The sequence below is a fragment of the Enterobacter sp. PTB genome (assembly GCF_051130085.1).
Lineage (GTDB): Bacteria > Pseudomonadota > Gammaproteobacteria > Enterobacterales > Enterobacteriaceae > Enterobacter > Enterobacter ludwigii.
On sequence record NZ_JBDKEE010000003.1, the window covers coordinates 157,744 to 175,430 of the forward strand.

Annotated in this window: 17 protein-coding genes and 1 pseudogene; 9 read left to right on the forward strand and 9 right to left on the reverse strand. The window is 57.8% G+C overall.

The annotated features are described in order from the left end of the window. The first annotated feature begins 21 nt into the window (after positions 1–21). The 4 genes from AAIR21_RS04915 to AAIR21_RS04930 are packed head-to-tail and all read left to right on the forward strand — an operon-like array spanning position 22 to position 3,632. A complete protein-coding gene (locus AAIR21_RS04915) occupies positions 22–1,050 on the forward strand; it encodes a hemin-degrading factor (RefSeq protein WP_044867859.1) in 1,029 nt (342 codons plus the stop codon). Then, complete coding sequence (locus AAIR21_RS04920; RefSeq protein ID WP_183516429.1) at positions 1,047–1,868, forward strand: heme/hemin ABC transporter substrate-binding protein; 822 nt, start codon at positions 1,047–1,049, stop codon at positions 1,866–1,868. Before AAIR21_RS04915 ends, AAIR21_RS04920 begins: the two co-directional genes overlap by 4 nt. After that, positions 1,868–2,860, forward strand: coding sequence for a FecCD family ABC transporter permease (locus AAIR21_RS04925; protein ID WP_183516430.1), 993 nt, complete (start codon positions 1,868–1,870; stop codon positions 2,858–2,860). Before AAIR21_RS04920 ends, AAIR21_RS04925 begins: the two co-directional genes overlap by 1 nt. Then, positions 2,853–3,632, forward strand: a complete 780-nt coding sequence (locus AAIR21_RS04930; RefSeq protein ID WP_183516431.1) for a heme ABC transporter ATP-binding protein — start codon at positions 2,853–2,855, stop codon at positions 3,630–3,632. Before AAIR21_RS04925 ends, AAIR21_RS04930 begins: the two co-directional genes overlap by 8 nt. Here the strand turns inward: AAIR21_RS04930 and AAIR21_RS04935 are convergent. Then, entirely contained in the window at positions 3,599–4,522 is a 924-nt protein-coding gene (locus tag AAIR21_RS04935) for a LysR family transcriptional regulator (protein ID WP_020884395.1), read from the reverse strand. The genes AAIR21_RS04930 and AAIR21_RS04935 overlap by 34 nt on opposite strands. Before the next feature lie 140 nt (positions 4,523–4,662). On the opposite strand from AAIR21_RS04935, the gene AAIR21_RS04940 reads away from it, so the two are divergent. The 5 genes from AAIR21_RS04940 to AAIR21_RS04960 are packed head-to-tail and all read left to right on the forward strand — an operon-like array spanning position 4,663 to position 9,449. Beyond that, positions 4,663–5,370 carry a CoA transferase subunit A gene (locus AAIR21_RS04940; RefSeq protein WP_032677981.1) on the forward strand — a complete coding sequence of 236 codons (708 nt, stop codon included), beginning with the start codon at positions 4,663–4,665 and terminating at the stop codon, positions 5,368–5,370. A 2-nt stretch (positions 5,371–5,372) separates the two neighbouring features. Continuing rightward, positions 5,373–6,029: a CoA transferase subunit B gene (locus AAIR21_RS04945; RefSeq protein ID WP_014169704.1), complete on the forward strand. Its 657-nt coding sequence runs from the start codon at positions 5,373–5,375 to the stop codon at positions 6,027–6,029. Positions 6,030–6,038: 9 nt separating this feature from the next. Beyond that, entirely contained in the window at positions 6,039–7,220 is a 1,182-nt protein-coding gene (locus AAIR21_RS04950) for an acetyl-CoA C-acetyltransferase (RefSeq protein WP_183516432.1), read from the forward strand. A gap of 53 nt (positions 7,221–7,273) precedes the next feature. Next, the gene (locus AAIR21_RS04955) at positions 7,274–8,668 is read left to right on the forward strand and encodes a GntP family permease (RefSeq protein ID WP_183516657.1); all 1,395 of its coding nucleotides are present in this window, start codon (positions 7,274–7,276) and stop codon (positions 8,666–8,668) included. Positions 8,669–8,678: 10 nt separating this feature from the next. Next, the gene (locus AAIR21_RS04960; protein WP_025204395.1) at positions 8,679–9,449 is read left to right on the forward strand and encodes a 3-hydroxybutyrate dehydrogenase; all 771 of its coding nucleotides are present in this window, start codon (positions 8,679–8,681) and stop codon (positions 9,447–9,449) included. A gap of 59 nt (positions 9,450–9,508) precedes the next feature. Here the strand turns inward: AAIR21_RS04960 and selO are convergent, their stop codons facing one another. The 8 genes and pseudogenes from selO to pheT form a co-directional block, all read right to left on the reverse strand. Beyond that, a complete protein-coding gene (gene selO, locus AAIR21_RS04965) occupies positions 9,509–10,951 on the reverse strand; it encodes a protein adenylyltransferase SelO (RefSeq protein ID WP_041162548.1) in 1,443 nt (480 codons plus the stop codon). Positions 10,952–11,015: 64 nt separating this feature from the next. Further along, a complete protein-coding gene (locus AAIR21_RS04970; protein WP_020884402.1) occupies positions 11,016–11,726 on the reverse strand; it encodes an EAL domain-containing protein in 711 nt (236 codons plus the stop codon). Between the two features lie 294 nt (positions 11,727–12,020). Then, entirely contained in the window at positions 12,021–12,485 is a 465-nt protein-coding gene (locus AAIR21_RS04975) for an NlpC/P60 family protein (protein ID WP_020884403.1), read from the reverse strand. A 74-nt stretch (positions 12,486–12,559) separates the two neighbouring features. Further along, positions 12,560–13,315, reverse strand: a complete 756-nt coding sequence (btuD, locus tag AAIR21_RS04980; protein WP_020884404.1) for a vitamin B12 ABC transporter ATP-binding protein BtuD — start codon at positions 13,313–13,315, stop codon at positions 12,560–12,562. Continuing rightward, positions 13,315–13,865 (reverse strand): annotated as a pseudogene (locus AAIR21_RS04985) (glutathione peroxidase). Before AAIR21_RS04985 ends, btuD begins: the two are co-directional and overlap by 1 nt. 33 nt (positions 13,866–13,898) lie before the next feature. Further along, positions 13,899–14,879, reverse strand: a complete 981-nt coding sequence (gene btuC, locus AAIR21_RS04990; protein ID WP_183516658.1) for a vitamin B12 ABC transporter permease BtuC — start codon at positions 14,877–14,879, stop codon at positions 13,899–13,901. A 103-nt stretch (positions 14,880–14,982) separates the two neighbouring features. Next, entirely contained in the window at positions 14,983–15,282 is a 300-nt protein-coding gene (ihfA, locus tag AAIR21_RS04995) for an integration host factor subunit alpha (protein ID WP_003857805.1), read from the reverse strand. 4 nt (positions 15,283–15,286) lie between these two features. After that, positions 15,287–17,674 carry a phenylalanine--tRNA ligase subunit beta gene (gene pheT, locus AAIR21_RS05000; protein ID WP_183516433.1) on the reverse strand — a complete coding sequence of 796 codons (2,388 nt, stop codon included), beginning with the start codon at positions 17,672–17,674 and terminating at the stop codon, positions 15,287–15,289. Positions 17,675–17,687 lie beyond the last annotated feature (13 nt).

The window sequence follows — 17,687 nt, forward strand, 5'->3', positions numbered from 1 at the left end:
CTTATTCGAAAGGAAGAGACAATGAATCACTACACACGCTGGCTTGCGCTGAAAGAAGAAAATCCGGGTCAATACGCACGTGACATCGCAGGCTTAATGAACATCAGCGAAGCAGAGCTGACCTTCGCCCGCGTGGGCCACGACGCCTGGCGCCTGCACGGCGACATCCGCGAAATCATCGGCGCGCTGGAAGCCGTGGGCGAGACCAAATGCATCTGTCGTAACGACTATGCAGTTCACGAGCAGGTGGGCGCGTTTACGCATCAACACCTTGGCGGCCACGCCGGGCTGGTACTGAATCCGCGGGCGCTGGATCTGCGCCTGTTTCTCAACCAGTGGGCGAGCGCGTTCCACATCAGTGAAACCACCGCCCGCGGTGAGCGTCAGAGCATTCAGTTCTTCGACCTTCAGGGCGATGCCCTGCTGAAAGTTTACACGACCGATAACACCGATATTTCTGCCTGGGGCGACCTGCTTACGCGCTTTATCTTTGCCGATAATCCGCCACTGGCACTGAAGCATGCCGATGTCCCTGCCCACAACGAAAAGGCTGATGCCGCCCTCGTTGACCAGGAGTGGCGCGCCATGACCGACGTGCATCAGTTCTTCGGCCTGCTGAAGCGCCACAATCTGAGCCGCCAGCAGGCGTTTCGTCTGGTGGGCGACGATCTGGCCTGCAGGGTAGACAACACCGCTCTGGCACAGCTGCTGGAAACGGTCCGCCTGGAGGGGAATGAAATGATGATCTTCGTCGGCAACCGCGGCTGCGTGCAGATCTTTACCGGCGTGGTGGAAAATGTCGTCCCGATGAAAGGCTGGCTCAACATCTTCAACCCAACCTTTACCCTGCATCTGCGGGATACGTCCATCGCCGAAACATGGGTGACGCGTAAACCCACCGCTGACGGGCACGTCACCAGCCTGGAGCTCTTCGCCGCCGACGGGACGCAAATCGCTCAGCTGTACGGTCAACGCAGCGAAGGTGAACCAGAGCAGCGTCAGTGGCGCAGCCAGGTCGACGCCCTGACCCGAAAAGGGCTGGCCGCATGAAAAAATGGCTCGCCCTGATCTGCGCCCTGCCGCTGGTGACGTTCGCGGCCACACCGCAGAAAATTGTCGCCCTGGGGGGTGACGTGACTGAGATTGTTTATGCCCTTGGTGCGGGATCGTCACTGGTTGCCCGCGACAGCACCAGCCAGTGGCCGCAGGCCGCGAACGCCCTGCCCGACGTCGGCTATTTGCGCCAGCTTAACGCGGAGGGGATCTTATCCATGCGCCCGACGCTGGTACTGGCCAGTGCTCAGGCGCAGCCCTCTCTGGCGTTAAAACAGGTCGAGGAAAGTCACGTCAGTGTCGTCACCGTTCCCGGCAGTCATGACCTGAGCGTGATTGACGACAAGGTGCGAGTCATTGCCGAAGCGACGCATCGTGAAGCACAGGGTGACGCACTGCGCGCTACGCTGCGCCAGGCGCTGGCAGCCCTGCCCACCTCGCCACTCGACAAACGGGTGCTGTTTATCCTCAACCACGGCGGGATGACCGCGATGGCTGCCGGACAACAGACCGCCGCGGATGCAGCCATTCGCGCAGCGGGTTTGCAAAACGCGATGCAGGGCTTTACCCGTTATCAGCCGCTGTCCCAGGAAGGCGTGATTGCCAGCCAGCCTGACCTTGTCGTGATTTCGCAGGATGGCGTAAAGGCATTGGGTGGCGAAGCGAATGTGTGGACACTTCCCGGCCTCGCGCAAACGCCGGCGGGACGGAACAGGCAGGTGCTGGCCATCGACGATATGGCGCTGCTCGGCTTTAGCGTGCGCACGCCGCAGGCAATACAGCAATTGCGCACCCGGGCGGAGCAACTGCCCTGATGTCCCGACGGATCGCGTTGTCGCTGTGGATGCTGGCCGCCATCCTGACGGTCATGACGCTGGCGGCCTCCGGGGCTGGCGCACTGCATCTGCCGGTCAGTCTGCTGTGGCGCGGCAGTGATGAAACCCTGCGTCAGATCTGGCTGACCATTCGCCTCCCCCGGGTCCTGCTGGCGCTGGTCACCGGCGGCTCGCTGGCGCTGGCAGGTTGCGTTATGCAGGGGCTTTTTCGTAATCCGCTGGCGGACCCGGGACTGCTTGGGATCAGCAGCGGCGCGGCGCTGGCCGTGGCGCTGTGGGTGGTTATTCCCCTCTCGCTCCCCGCGCTGATGATGCTTTACGCTCCCATGATCGTGGCATTTGGGGGTGCGCTGGCGGCCACCTTCGTCATTTTTGTCCTTAGCCAGCAGCGTAACAGCACACTTTCACGGCTGTTACTGGTGGGCATTGCCCTCAATGCCCTGTGCGGTGCGGCAGTCGGCGTACTGTCATGGCTCAGCAATGATGCCCAGCTTCGCCAGCTCTCCCTCTGGGGCATGGGCAGCCTGGGTCAGGCGCAGTGGTCTACGCTGCTGGCCGTCACCTCGCTGATGGTGCCAGGCGTTCTGATTATCTGGCGTCTTGCCTGCGCGCTCAATTTACTGCAGCTGGGTGAAGAAGAAGCGCACTACCTTGGCGTGGCGGTAGCAAAGGTACAGCGGATCCTGTTGCTGTGCAGCGCCTTACTGGTTGCCGCCGCGGTTGCCGTCAGCGGGGTGATTGGTTTTGTCGGTCTGGTGGTGCCGCACCTGATACGGATGTGGCTGGGCGCCGATCACCGGGCCGTGATCCCCGGCTCCGTACTGGCCGGAGCGTCGCTGCTGCTGGTTGCCGATACGGTGGCGCGCACGCTGGTCGCACCGGCTGAAATGCCGGTCGGTTTACTGACCAGTCTCTTCGGCGCGCCGTGGTTCCTGTGGCTCATTTTTCGTCGTGGAGGCGCACATGGCTGAACGCTACTGCGCGGAACGTCTTATTTATCAGGTCGGGCAACGGACGCTTATCAACGACGTGTCGCTGGCATTATCTCCGGGGGAAATGGTGGCGTTGATTGGGCCTAACGGTGCCGGAAAATCGACGTTACTGCGCCTGCTCACGGGCTATCTCACGCCTTCTGGCGGGCAATGCAGCCTGGCGGGTACGCCGCTTGAGGCGTGGCGCCCGCAAAAGCTTTCACGCCGCCGGGCAGTGATGCGCCAGAATACGCAGCTCGGGTTCGACTGGCCGGTCGACGCGGTGGTGGGTATGGGCCGCGCGCCCTGGACGCGCTACCCGGAAGCCCCGGTTGTCGAAGCCGTAATGGCGATAACGGGCTGCCTGCCCCTCGCAGACCGACGCTTTTCGGCCCTCTCCGGTGGCGAGCAACAACGGATCCAGCTCGCCCGCGCCCTGGCGCAGCTCTGGCATGACGGCGGTCCGCGCGGCTGGCTGTTTCTCGATGAACCCACTTCCGCGCTGGATCTTTACCACCAGCAGCATCTGCTGCGGTTGTTGAAATCCCTGACCCGTCAGGGCGATTTTCACGTGTGCGTGGTGCTGCACGACCTCAATCTGGCAGCGCTGTGGGCGGACCGGATCCTGCTGCTGCATAACGGCACGCTGGTTTCTCAGGGCACGCCGGAAACGGTTTTACAGGCCGATGCGCTGGCCCGGTGGTATGGCGCGCAGGTATACGTTGGCCCACATCCGGTTCACGCCTCGCCGCAGGTGTTTCTCGCCCCCTGACCGGGCTGATAAAAATCTTTCAGCGTCTCAAGCAGGGCATGCGCCGCTTTTGAAAGCTGCGTGTGCCCGGGGTGGATCACGCCGATGCATTTTTCAATCGGCGGGTTATCGAGTGGAATACAGACCGCGCCTAACGAGGTCATCTGCGCCTCGCACAGTGCCGGGACCGCACTGCCGCCCAGGCCGCTGGCGACCATTCTGCCCACCGTCACCAGCTGATGGCTCTCCAGCGCCACATCCAGTTTACGACCGCTGCGGGCCAGCTCTTCTTCCATCATCAGACGAACGGCCGAAGGGCGCTGCAGGGTAATGAAATCCAGCGTCAGTAGCGCCTCCCATGACAGGCGTTTTTTGGCTGCCAGAGCGGACGATTTCGGCACAATGGCGACAAATCGATCGAGACCCAGCGGCGTAAAAAGCAGGTTATGAGTCGGCGCCGGTTCAAACGCGATCCCCATCTCGACCCGCCCTTCACGCACCATTTCAATTACCTGCTCGTTGATAACATCGTGCACGGTGACGTTGATCCCGGCGTGGCGATCGCGAAATGCCTTGAGCACCTCCGGCAGGACATTCGCCGCAAATGACGGCATCGCCGCGACTGAGATTTTGCCGCGCTGCAGCGTAAAGCACTGATGCATGGCCTCTTCGGCGTTATCCCAGTCCGCCAGCAGCTGCCGCGCCATCGGTAAAAAGGTCTCCCCCTCCTGCGTTAGCGCCACCTTGCGGGTGCTGCGCTGCAACAGCGGTCCCCCCAGCGCCTCCTCCAGGCCTTTAATCGTCAGGCTAAGCGCCGGCTGGGAAAGATTCAGCCGTTCACTGGCATGCGCGAAATTCAGAGTGTGAGCTACCGCTAAAAACGCGCGTAACTGTTTGACACTCATTCTCATTTTTCACCTTGTTAACTAATTGAAAAAATTTAGTTAACAGGAAATTAATAAAAAAACCAAATGAGTGGGTCACAAATTCAAAATTAACAAATGAGTCGCCGCCCCTAATGATACCGGCACGGATAACGGGAGGGATGATTATGGCGGGACTGGATAAGCGCGTCGGCAGCTATGCGCAGGCGCTGGACGGGCTGACGGACGGAATGACATTGCTGGCAGGCGGCTTCGGCCTGTGCGGCATTCCTGAGAACCTGATTGCCGAAGTCAGACGCCGTCAGGTGCAGGGGCTGACGGTGGTTTCAAACAACTGCGGCGTCGATGGTTTTGGTCTCGGGATACTCCTTGAGACGCGCCAGGTACGAAAAGTGGTGGCGTCGTACGTGGGCGAAAACGCGCTGTTTGAGCAACAGGTGTTGAGCGGCGAGCTGGAAGTGGAACTCACCCCACAGGGAACCCTGGCAGAAAAGGTTCGCGCTGGCGGAGCGGGAATTCCGGCGTTTTACACGGCCACCGGCTATGGCACCCCCGTGGCTGCTGGCAAGGAAGTTCGCCAGTTTGCCGGCAAGCATTATGTCCTCGAAGAGGCCATCACCGGCGATTTTGCGCTGATCAAGGGCTGGAAAGCGGACTGGTACGGCAACGTTATCTATCGCCATACCGCGCAAAACTTTAACCCGCTGATGGCCACCGCGGGCCGGATAACGGTAGTGGAAGTGGAAGAGATCGTCGCCCCGGGCGAACTGCCCCCGTCGGCCATTCATACCCCGGGGATCTACGTTGACAGGCTGATTGTCGGCCAGTTCGAGAAACGCATTGAACAGCGCACGCTGCGCGCAGAGGGAGTCTGAAGATGTTAACCCGTGAACAGATGGCCATGCGCGTCGCCCGAGAACTGCGCGACGGTTACTACGTCAACCTGGGGATAGGGATCCCGACCCTTGTGGCGAACTATATTCCGGCGGGAATGGACGTGATGCTCCAGTCTGAAAACGGCCTGCTGGGGATGGGAGCCTTTCCGGATGAGCAGAGCCTTGACGCCGACATGATCAACGCCGGTAAGCAGACCGTCACCGCGAGGATCGGTGCCGCCATTTTCGACTCGGCCCAGTCGTTCGCCATGATCCGGGGCGGTCATGTTGACCTGACCGTACTCGGGGCGTTCGAAGTGGATGTCGAAGGCAACATCGCCTCGTGGATGATCCCGGGCAAGATGGTGAAAGGGATGGGAGGCGCGATGGATCTGGTCGCCGGGGCGCAGAACATCATTGTGGTGATGACCCATGCCGCAAAAAACGGAGAGTCAAAACTGCTGCCGCGCTGCACGCTGCCGTTGACCGGCGCTGGCTGCATCCGTCGGGTGTTAACCGACCTTGCGTTGCTGGAGATTGAAGACGGCGCGTTCATTCTGCGGGAATACGCCCCCGGCGTCAGTATTGACGACATCGTCAGTAAAACAGCCGGGAAAATCATCGTGGCGGACGACGTGCGCGAGATGCGCTTCAACTGAGGAGTGAACATGAATGAGGTCATGATTGTCGGGGCCACGCGAACCCCTGTAGGCAGTTTTCGCGGATCGCTCTCCTCCCTTTCCGCGGTTGAACTGGGTGCCGTAGCGGTTCGTCGCCTGCTTGAGAACAGCCGGCTGTGCGCAGATCAGGTAGACGAACTGATTTTCGGTCAGGTGCTGACGGCAGGGTGCGGACAAAACCCCGCCCGTCAGACCGCTCTCACGGCCGGATTGCCCGTCAGTACGCCCGCGACAACCATCAATCTGGTGTGTGGTGCCGGCTTAAAAGCGGTGCAGCTCGCCGCGCAGGCTATCCGCTGCGGCGACGCCGACGTGGTTATCGCTGGCGGCCAGGAGAGCATGAGCAATGCCCCTTACCTGCTGGACGGTGCGCGGTCAGGGTTGCGTTTTGGTCATACAGGAATGCAGGACAGCATGATAACGGACGGCCTGTGGGACGCATTTAACGATTATCACATGGGCATCACCGCGGAAAACGTTGCCCGCCAGTATGGCATCTCCCGTGAGCAGCAGGACGCTTTTGCCGCCCGGTCGCAGCAAAAAGCGGCGTCGGCCATTGCGCGCGGTCTGTTTAACGCGGAGATGGCTCCGGTTACGGTGAGCGAGGGTAAAAAGCCGCCGCGCCTGGTCAGCAGTGATGAACAACCCCGGCCGGGAACCACCGCTGAGCAACTCGCTCAGCTGCGCCCTGCCTTTCGTCGTGAAGATGGAACGGTGACGGCGGGTAATGCCTCAACCCTGAACGATGGTGCCGCTGCGGTGCTGTTAATGAGCGGTGAAAAAGCGCGGGAAAGCGGATTACCGATCCTGGGACGGGTCGTGAGTTATGCCGTGACCGGCGTTGATCCATCGGTGATGGGCATCGGGCCGGTCAGCGCCTGCCAGGCGGCTCTGGCCCGGGCTGGCTGGGCGCTGGATGAGGTGGACGTCATTGAAGCGAATGAAGCCTTTGCCGCGCAGGCGCTGGCCGTTGGCAAACTGCTCGGCTGGGATGAACGTAAGGTGAACGTAAACGGTGGTGCGATTGCGCTTGGCCACCCCATCGGCGCTTCTGGCTGTCGGATCCTCGTCACGCTGCTGCATGAGATGCAACGCCGCGACGCGAAAAAAGGGCTCGTCACCCTGTGTGTGGGAGGGGGGCAAGGCATTGCATTAACCCTTGCGCGCTAACCGCGCCCGGACATCTCGTTGGTACCCGAATATAACAATGATAGTGAGGAGTCATAATGAGTGTGTTGATTGCCCTGGCGGCGCTGGCATTGCTGATGCTCGCGGCTTATCGCGGATACAGCGTTATTCTGTTTGCCCCCATCGCGGCGCTGGGTGCCGTGCTGCTGACCGACCCGGGGGCCGTCGGCCCGACGTTTACCGGTCTGTTTATGGAAAAGATGGTCGGCTTCGTCAAGCTCTACTTCCCGGTGTTCCTGCTGGGTGCCGTGTTTGGCAAGCTGATTGAGCTTTCCGGTTTCTCACGCGCTATCGTCGCTGCAGCGATCCAGATCCTCGGGCGCCGCCATGCGATCCCGGTCATTGTGCTGGTGTGTGCATTGTTAACGTACGGCGGCGTTTCGCTCTTCGTGGTGGCGTTTGCCGTCTATCCTTTTGCGGCCGAACTGTTCCGCCAGAGCGGCATCCCCAAACGTCTTATCCCGGCAACCGTGGCTCTGGGTGCGTTCTCGTTTACCATGGACGCCCTGCCCGGTACGCCGCAGATCCAGAACATTATCCCCACCAGCTTCTTTGGCACTAACGCCTGGGCCGCGCCGTGGCTTGGGTTGATTGGCTCGCTGTTTATCCTCTGTTTTGGCCTGATCTGGCTGGAGCGTCAGCGGCGAAAGGCGCTCAACAACAATGAGGGCTACGGTTCCGATCTGAAAAATGAACCTGAAACGCCGGACAACATTAATCTGCCCCATCCGCTGATCGCCATTTCCCCTCTGCTGCTGGTCGGGATCCTCAACCTGCTGTTTACCCGCTGGATCCCCGGCTGGTACGGGACGCGCCATGAACTTACCCTGCCCGGGCTGGCGAAGCCGATTGTCACCGAGGTCAGCAAAATCACCGCCATCTGGGCCGTGGAAGCGGCGCTGATCGCGGGTATTGTCATGGTACTGCTTTTTGGATTTCGCAATATCCGGGGACGGCTGGCAGAAGGCAGCCGGACGGCGGTCAGCGGCGCCATTCTGGCGGCAATGAATACCGCGTCTGAATACGGTTTCGGGGCGGTGATCGCTGCGCTGCCCGGTTTTCTGGTCTTATCCAAAGCGCTCGCCGCTATCCCGAACCCGTTGCTCAACGAAGCCATCAGCGTGACCGTGCTTGCCGGGATCACCGGTTCGGCGTCGGGCGGGATGAGCATCGCCCTTGCGGCCATGGCCGATACGTTTGTCGCGGCCGCCCACGCAGCCAATATCCCTCTGGAGGTTCTCCACCGCGTGGCCTCGATGGCCAGCGGCGGCATGGATACGCTTCCCCATAACGGGGCCGTGATTACGTTGCTTGCCATTACGGGTCTGAGCCATCGTCAGGCGTATGGCGGCATTTTCGCTATCACCCTCATCAAAAGTCTGGCGGTGCTTTTTGTCATTGCCGTGTTCTATCTCACCGGCATTGTGTAAGGAGAATAAAATGAATCTGAACGGTAAAACCGCACTGGTGACCGGCTCGACCAGCGGTATTGGACTTGGGATCGCTGGCGTGCTGGCGAAGGCCGGCGCACAGTTGATTCTTAACGGTTTCGGCGACAGTGAATCGGCAAGAGACGAAATCGCGAAACGGGGTAAAACGCCGGGCTATCACGATGCGGACCTGCGTGACGTCCAGCAGATTGAAGCCATGATGCACTACGCCGAAACCCGGTATGGCGGAGTCGATATTCTGATCAACAACGCCGGTATACAGCACGTCGCACCTGTTAATGCGTTCCCGGTGGAGAAATGGAACGACATTATCGCCATCAACCTCTCTTCCGTCTTTCACACCAGCCGGCTGGCGCTGCCTGCAATGCAGGCGAAAAACTGGGGGCGCATCATTAATATCGCCTCCGTGCATGGGTTGGTCGCGTCGAAAGAGAAATCCGCCTATGTTGCCGCCAAGCATGGCGTGGTGGGCTTTACCAAATCCCTGGCGCTGGAGACCGCCCGCACCGGTATAACCGCCAATGCCATCTGCCCGGGCTGGGTGCTGACCCCGCTGGTGCAGCAGCAAATCGACAGACGTATTGCCGATGGCGTCGCACCGGATGTCGCTCGTGAGCAACTGCTGGCAGAGAAACAGCCCGCCGGTGAGTTTGTTACGCCGGAACAGCTAGGCGAACTGGCGTTGTTTTTGTGCAGTGACAGCGCCGTACAGGTCCGCGGCGCCGCCTGGAATATGGATGGCGGATGGGTCGCACAGTGACCGCGGTATCGGCATAAAAAAACCTGGCACCGCAAGGTGTCAGGTTTTGTCCGCCCGGGCTAGCTCGAACAGCTCACTTCAAGGCGTTTTCCCCAGTCCGGCGGACGGCTGACATAGTCGTCATCACGGTCAGCAAACGGCGTACGCAGAGCCACATGCAGGCGATGTAGTTCGTCATACTCCCCCTGCTCTGCCTGTTCAATGGCCCGCTGCGCCAGCCAGTTGCGCAACACCATCGCCGGGTTCGCCGCGTTCATTTGCGCCTGCCGGGTTGCGTCGTCGACCTGCTCTTGCTGCAACCGCGCACGGTAAAGCGCAAACCAGTCGTCAAAGCCCTGCCTGTCAATGAACTCGTCGCGCAGCGGTGAGGCACTACTGTGTTGCTCAGTCTGGCTCAGCATCCGGAAGGTGCGGGTGTAATCGCTGCCTTCACGTTCCATGAGTGCAAACAGAGCGTTCAGGATGTCGTTATCGCCCCTCTCCTGCGTCACCAGCCCCAGCTTGTTGCGCATCAACGCGCCATATTCACGCAGTAAAATGTCCTGGTAGCTGTCGAGCGCATCATTCAGGGCATCAACGTCGATAAACGGCGACAGAGTTTGCGCAAGGCGCTGCAGGTTCCACAGGCCAACAGCCGGCTGATTGTCGAAACTATAACGTCCCTGATAGTCAGAATGGTTGCAGATGTACCCCGGCTGATAGTCATCAAGAAAGCCGAACGGACCGTAATCAAAGGTCAACCCGAGAAGCGACATGTTGTCCGTGTTCATCACCCCATGGGCAAACCCGACCGTCTGCCAGCGGGCAATCATGGTTGCGGTACGGGCTACCACATCGCGGAACCAGAGAATGTACTTATCGGCCTCGTCCTGGAAATGAGACCAGTGATGACGAATGGCATAATCCGCAAGCTGGCGGACTTTTTCCGGCTCACGACGATAATAAAAGTGTTCAAAGTGGCCAAAACGCAGATGGCTTTGCGCAACGCGCATAAGCATCGCCCCTTTTTCCATCGTTTCACGAGCCACCGGGGTGTCACTGGTTACAATCGACAGTGCGCGGGTGGTGGGGATCCCCAGCGCATGCATCGCTTCTGATGCCAGACATTCGCGAATAGTCGAACGCAATACCGCGCGCCCGTCGCCCATTCGAGAGTAAGGGGTCAGGCCGGCCCCCTTCAGGTGCCAGTCCACCGTCTCCCCGTTGGGCAGCCGTTGTTCGCCCAGCAGAATCCCCCGGCCATCGCCCAGTTGTCCTGCCCAGACGCCAAACTGATGTCCGCTATAGACCTGAGCCAGAGGCTGCATACCGGCAAGCAGCGTTTCGCCTCCCCAGACGCCAGCGCCGTCGGAGGGCTGAAACATCTCAGGTGGAACAGCCAGCTCATCTGCCAGCCGATCGTTATGCCAGATAAGACGGGAATTTTGTAACGGTGTGGGTTTGAGTGCGGTATAAAAACCCGGCAACTCGTCATGCCAGTGAGCAGTAAAAGACAGGGTCATAGGTCCTCCTGCTTTTAGTGTAGAGGGTTTACCCGGACTTAAACACGGGCGAAAGAGAGGGTTATCACTGAACGAGCGTGGTGACGTGCTCTGCAGAGACGGCTGGCCAGAGCGCCCCCTGCATTGCGCCAAAGTTAAAGGACAAGACGCGCTGCAATAAACCGTGGTCATCAATGCCGCCGACGAGCACGGACTGACAGTGAGGCGTTATTTGCCAAAGGATTGCGCGCATAAAAGGCTCAAAAGAGAGTTCAGAAGCACGCTGCTGGATAAATCCCTTGTCGAGAATGACCCGTTTAAACAATCCATCATAAACGGCTTTCAACGACGCTGCGCCTGCGCCAAAGTTTGCCAGCACCAGCGGAAAATGGATTGCCATTCTCGCCAGTTGCAGATCGTCCTTCCCGTTATTTAAACCTGGATAATTCTCATTAACAGTAAACTCAAGAAACGGATAACGCTCAAGTATTGAAACAGCGTTCCCATTACTTAATAAAAATTCAACAATTACAGGTGTAATATTGATCCATGCAATTAACTGATGCTGAATAAAAAACAGTTTACAGGTATCAAGCAATTGCAGTTTCTCGTTAAACAACGCTAACTCTTCTTCAGCAGAAAGCCGCGGGATAACGAGTTCGGTGGGGATCCGAACGTGGGTACCGACGCCAGTAAAGTTAACCAGAACCTCTAAACCTTTAAGCTCGCCGGCGCTATTTCGGGCAGGCAGAAGCATCAGTTCAGACTGGTAAGCATTATCTAGCGTAATAATCATTGCACTCGCCCCGCATTAAAGATGAGAGAGGACATCCTGGAGCAATTGCCGACACAATTCCACTGTCTTGATTTTAATAAGATTAATTTCATTAGTTCCGTATTATTTTTCAGATTTATCCCTGAATCTAAAATAATCTTATCCTGGTTGCTCAGTAATAGCCAGTTTTAGATAAAACAGACACCTGAGGAGATAAGTCATTTTTCGTAAATTTAACTTTAAAACTCTTATTTGAGAAAAAATGGCATGATTTATTAGTTATCATGCCATCATAAGAGACTGCTCTTTGACAGACTAAATACGTCGTGCCTGCCAGAAGTTTTTACGCCAGTAAACATTATCGAGCGACGAGCGCATCACCCCACGGCTGGTCGAGGCGTGAATAAACTGATTATCGGTATCATAAATACCGACGTGAAGCCCACTGTCACCCGAGCCGGTTTTGAAAAAAACCAGGTCGCCGGGCAGCAAATCATCTTTATCGATTTCCGTGCCAATTTCCGCCTGTTTGCGCGTTTCGCGCGGAAGCTGTAAATCAAACTTATCGCGAAACGTCATCAGAACAAAGCCAGAACAATCCACGCCCCCACGGCTCATGCCGCCATAACGATAGGGCGTGCCGCGCCAGTTGCTCAGCTGATCGTTAAGGCTGGCAATGACGGTAATAGAATCTGAAAGCCGCGGGTTAGGCGGCGGCGCACGATGGCTACTGCATCCCGCAAGAAATAACGCGGCCATCAGGAGAAACCAGAATCGCATTTTCAGACGAATCCTCTGCTTTTTTTGTTCTTTTCGTAATTTAGCGTGCAACGGCGTTAACAGGCAAGAAACGGTTACGCCTGCGCGGTAGAAATCAGCATCTTATGCCCTTCTATATCCAGCCTGCGGAAAGACATATTGTACGCGCGGGCAAGATTTGGCGGCGTCAATACCGCATCGCGCGTGCCGCTGGCAATCATCTTTCCTCGCGCCAACAGCCACACCCGGTGGGCGTGACGCAGCGTATGGTTCAGGTCATGACTGCTCATGACCACGCCGATCCCTTTTCTGCTCAGGGAGCTTAACAGGGTGTCCAGCGCGGCCTGCTGTGCCACATCCAGACCGCTCATCGGTTCATCCAGAAGCAGCAGTCTGCCATGTGGATTGCCGGCCGGGTGAATCTGCAAAATGACGGCCGCCAGACGCACGCGCTGCCACTCGCCCCCCGAAAGCTGGCTGGCATGCCGGGACAGTTTATCTTCTAGTCCTAATCCCGCCGCCACCTCAGTGAGCAGCGACGTATGCTGTTTATCGTGCAGATGCAGCATCAGGTAGTGCCAGACGGGCATCGCAAAGGGCGGGACCTGCTGCTGCACCAGATAGCTGCGCCTGTGCGCCAGCGAGACTGGCGACCAGTCAGCAAGGTTATGCTCCAGCAGGGTTATCTCCCCCGCGCCGGCGGTCAGCCCCGCCATGCGCGCCAGTAAGGTGCTCTTTCCTGCGCCGTTCGGCCCGACAAGATGCAGGATTTCGCCTGCATTGATGGCACCGGTTATCGGCTCCAGACGCCCCGTATCGGCGACGTCCGTGAGCTGCATCAGCAACGTCATTATTTCGCCAGCGCCAGCTTGATAGACTCCATCACAATCGGATCTTCAGGCGTCATGTCCGGTGAAAAACGCTGCACCACCTGTCCGTCACGACCAATAAGGAATTTTTCAAAATTCCACAGGATATCGTCCGGATAGAGCGGCGCGCGTCCTTTACTGGCCATGCGCTCATAAAAACCGCTGCCTTCCGGCGCAACGGCGGTCGGCGCGGCCGCCACCAGCTTGGCATACAGGGGATGGCGATGTTCACCGTTAACGTCGATTTTGCTGAACATCGGGAACGTCACACCGTAGGTGGTGCTGCAAAACGTTTTGATTTCGTCTTCGCTGCCCGGCTCCTGGCCCAGGAACTGGTTGCACGGGAAGCCCAGCACGGTGAAACCGTCTTTCTCCAGGCTTTTTGAATGTTTTCCAGCTGCTCGTACTGCGGCGTCAGGCCACATTTGGAGGCCACATTCACGATGAGCAGCACGTTGCCTTTATAGCTTTCCAGCGTGGTTTTCTCACCCTCAATGGTGGTCACTTCGGTATTCAAAATATCAGACTGCATAGCATTCCCTCAGGTTATCTTACGGGTAGTGATTTAACGTCCGGATTTTAATAGTAGCCAGATAAATACCGGCGCGCCCAGCGTGGCGGTCACCACGCCTATTGGCAGCTCAGCGGCTGTCAGGGCGAGCCGGGCGATGATATCCGCCACCAGCAGCGTTACCGCCCCGGCAACCGCCGAGGCCGGCAGTAAGGTTCGATGGTCGGTGATACCGCGCAGACGCAGCATGTGCGGGATAACCAGCCCAATAAAGCCAATCGCCCCGGCCAGTGCCACGCTCACACCAACCAGCCAGCCAATGGCAATGACCAGCACGTTACGCCAGAAGCCTATCGGCATGCCAAGCTGGCGGGCCGAGGTTTCCCCCAGCGCGAGAATATTCAGCGGCTGTGCCTGCAGGCCTGCCCACAGCAAGACCGGTATCAGCAGTGCCATCAGCCAGCCCTGGCGCCAGTCTACGCCCCCGAAGCCGCCCATCATCCAGTACATCAACTGACGCAAGTCAAAGGACGTGGAGAAATACACCGCCCAGGTCATCAGCGCGCTACAGATGATCCCCAGAGCCACCCCGGCAAGCAGCAGCCGACTGGTTGATAAGTGCCGTCTGGCAAAGCGCAAAAGGATTACCGTTATCAGCAACGCGCCGATAATGGCGCTGAGGCTAATCCCCCATGAGGAGAGTTCCCCCCCGCCCAACATCACCGCCGCCACCAGCCCTACGCCCGCGCCATTCGACACGCCGAGCAGCCCGGGCTCCGCCAGTGGGTTATCAAATAATGCCTGCATAATGGTGCCGCACAATGCCAGCGCGGCGCCCACCAGGATCACCGCCAGCGTGCGCGGCAGACGGATTTGCCAGACGAAAAGCTGCCCCTCAGGCTCAAACCAGTGTTCAGGCCCTATCCACTGTTCCCCGGCGCACAGGCTAACGCCTGCGGTAACAATGAGCAGCAGCACGAGCAAAAGCAGGTGTCGTTGATCTAAACGGTGCTGGCGATGGGCATAATCAAGCATGGACATGGTTTTAGTAGCGTGTGATGTAATTGATTTTACGGCGGGTTTGCCAGAGAGCGCAAAGAAAAAAGGCCGCGTGAGCGGCCTTTTTAGTTAGTTCATATTACTCTGCTTTGGGCGTTGCGTTTTCGACACGGCTTTTTAACTTCTGGCCGGGTCTGAAGGTCACCACGCGGCGGGCTGTAATCGGAATATCTTCCCCCGTCTTTGGGTTACGGCCCGGACGTTGGTTTTTGTCACGCAAATCAAAATTGCCAAAACCGGAGAGTTTTACCTGCTCACCATTTTCCAGAGCACGACGGATCTCTTCGAAAAACAGCTCTACCAGCTCTTTGGCATCTCGTTTGCTAAGCCCAAGCTTATCAAACAGATATTCTGACATTTCAGCTTTTGTAAGCGCCATAGGTTCAATCCCTCAATGATGCCTGGAATCGCTCTTTTAATGCCTCTACACATTTGGCGACGGTAGCGGCAATCTCCTCTTCTTCGAGTGTACGGCTGGTATCCTGAAGGATAAGGCTAATAGCGAGGCTCTTGAAACCTTCTGCTACGCCCTTGCCGCGGTACACGTCAAATAAGTTTACGCCAACTACCTGATTTACGCCAACTTTCTTACATTCGGCCAAAATATCTGCTGCGGGCACATTTTCCGCGACCACAACCGCGATATCACGGCGGTTTGCCGGGAAGCGTGAGACGTCGCGGGCCTGAGGAATAACGCGGTCTGCAACCGGGCTCCATTCCAGCTCGAACACGATGGTACGGCCGTTCAGGTCCAGCTTGCGCTCCAGCTCAGGATGAACAACGCCAATGAAACCAATGCGTTTGCCGTCTAAATAGATAGCCGCGCTCTGGCCTGGATGCAGCGCAGGGATCGCTTCTGCACGGAATTCAATTTCAGATAATTTACCGGTCAGATCGAGAATTGCTTCCAGATCTCCCTTCATATCGTAGAAATCAACCGTGCCTTTTGCCAGGTCCCAGTGCTCTTCGTAACGGTTACCGCTGATGGCACCAGCCAGCATGAGATCCTGACGGATGCCTAAATTTGCCTGATTATCCGGTACAAAGCGTAAACCACTTTCGAAAATTCGCACGCGGTTTTGCTGACGATTCTGGTTGTAAACGATAGTCCCCAGCAGACCGGTCCACAGGGACAGGCGCATCGCGGACATTTCGCTGGAGATTGGGCTTGGCAGGATCAGCGCTTCCTGGCCCGGATGGATCATCTGCTGCAGTTTTGGATCAACAAAGCTGTAGGTGATCACTTCCTGATAGCCTTTGTCGTTCAGCATGGTTTTCACACGCTTAAGAGACAAATCTGCTTCACGGTGGCTTCCCATCACCAGACCCGCCTGAACAGGCTCATCCGGGATGTTGTTGTAGCCGTATACGCGAGCCACTTCTTCCACCAGATCTTCTTCGATCTCCATGTCGAAACGCCAGGATGGCGCAACGGCTTTCCACTCGTCCTGCCCTTCGGTCACGTCACAACCCAGGCGGCGAAGGATATCGCTGACCTGTGCGTCAGCAACATGGTGACCAATCAGACGATCCAGCTTGCTACGACGCAGGGTAATGGTCGCACGCTTCGGCAACGTCGCTTCGTGGGTGACGTCGATAACCGGGCCCGCTTCACCGCCGCAGATGTCGATCAGCAGACGCGTCGCACGCTCCATCGCTTTGTGCTGCAGTGCCGGATCGACGCCACGCTCATAACGGTGAGAGGCATCGGTATGCAGGCCGTGACGACGTGCGCGACCGGTGATAGAGAGCGGGCTGAAAAACGCACACTCCAGCAGAACGTTTTGCGTTTCATCATTTACACCGGAGTGTTCGCCACCGAAGATACCGCCCATCGCCAGCGCTTTAACGTGGTCCGCGATCACCAGCGTATCAGCATTCAGTTTTGCTTCGCTACCGTCGAGCAGAACCAGGGTTTCGCCCTCTTTCGCCATACGCACCACAATACCGCCTTCGATACGATCTTTATCGAACGCGTGCATCGGCTGACCCAGCTCCAGCAGAACATAGTTGGTCACGTCAACGACGGCGTCGATAGAACGAATACCGCAGCGACGCAGCTTCTCTTTCATCCACAGCGGGGTTGGCGCTTTTACGTTGATGCCTTTCACCACACGACCAAGGTAGCGTGGGCACGCATCAGCGGCTTCAACCTGAATCGGCAGTGTGTCACTGATGGTAGCGTCAACCGGTACGATTTCCGGTACGTTCAGTTCAGTCTGGTTCAGCACGGCCACATCGCGGGCCACGCCGATAATGCCTAAGCAGTCCGCACGGTTTGGCGTCACGCTGATTTCAATGGTGTTGTCATCAAGTTTCAGGTATTCGCGGATGTCGGTACCAATAGGCGCATCAAGCGGCAGCTCAATGATGCCATTGTGATCGTCTGAAACACCCAGCTCAGAGAACGAACACAGCATGCCTTCAGACGGCTCACCACGCAGTTTCGCTGCTTTAATTTTAAAATCGCCCGGCAGTACAGCCCCCACGGTCGCCACGGCCACTTTCAGGCCCTGACGGCAGTTTGGCGCGCCGCAGACGATATCCAGCAGGCGATCGCCGCCTACGTTAACTTTTGTCACACGCAGCTTGTCAGCGTTAGGGTGCTGACCGCACTCAACCACTTCGCCCACAACGACGCCATTGAAAGCGCCAGAAACCGGCTCAACACCGTCAACTTCCAGACCCGCCATGGTGATCTGGTTGGAAAGCGCTTCGCTATCAAGCGTGGTGTTCACCCATTCGCGTAACCACAGTTCACTGAATTTCATTGTTCTGTCCTGC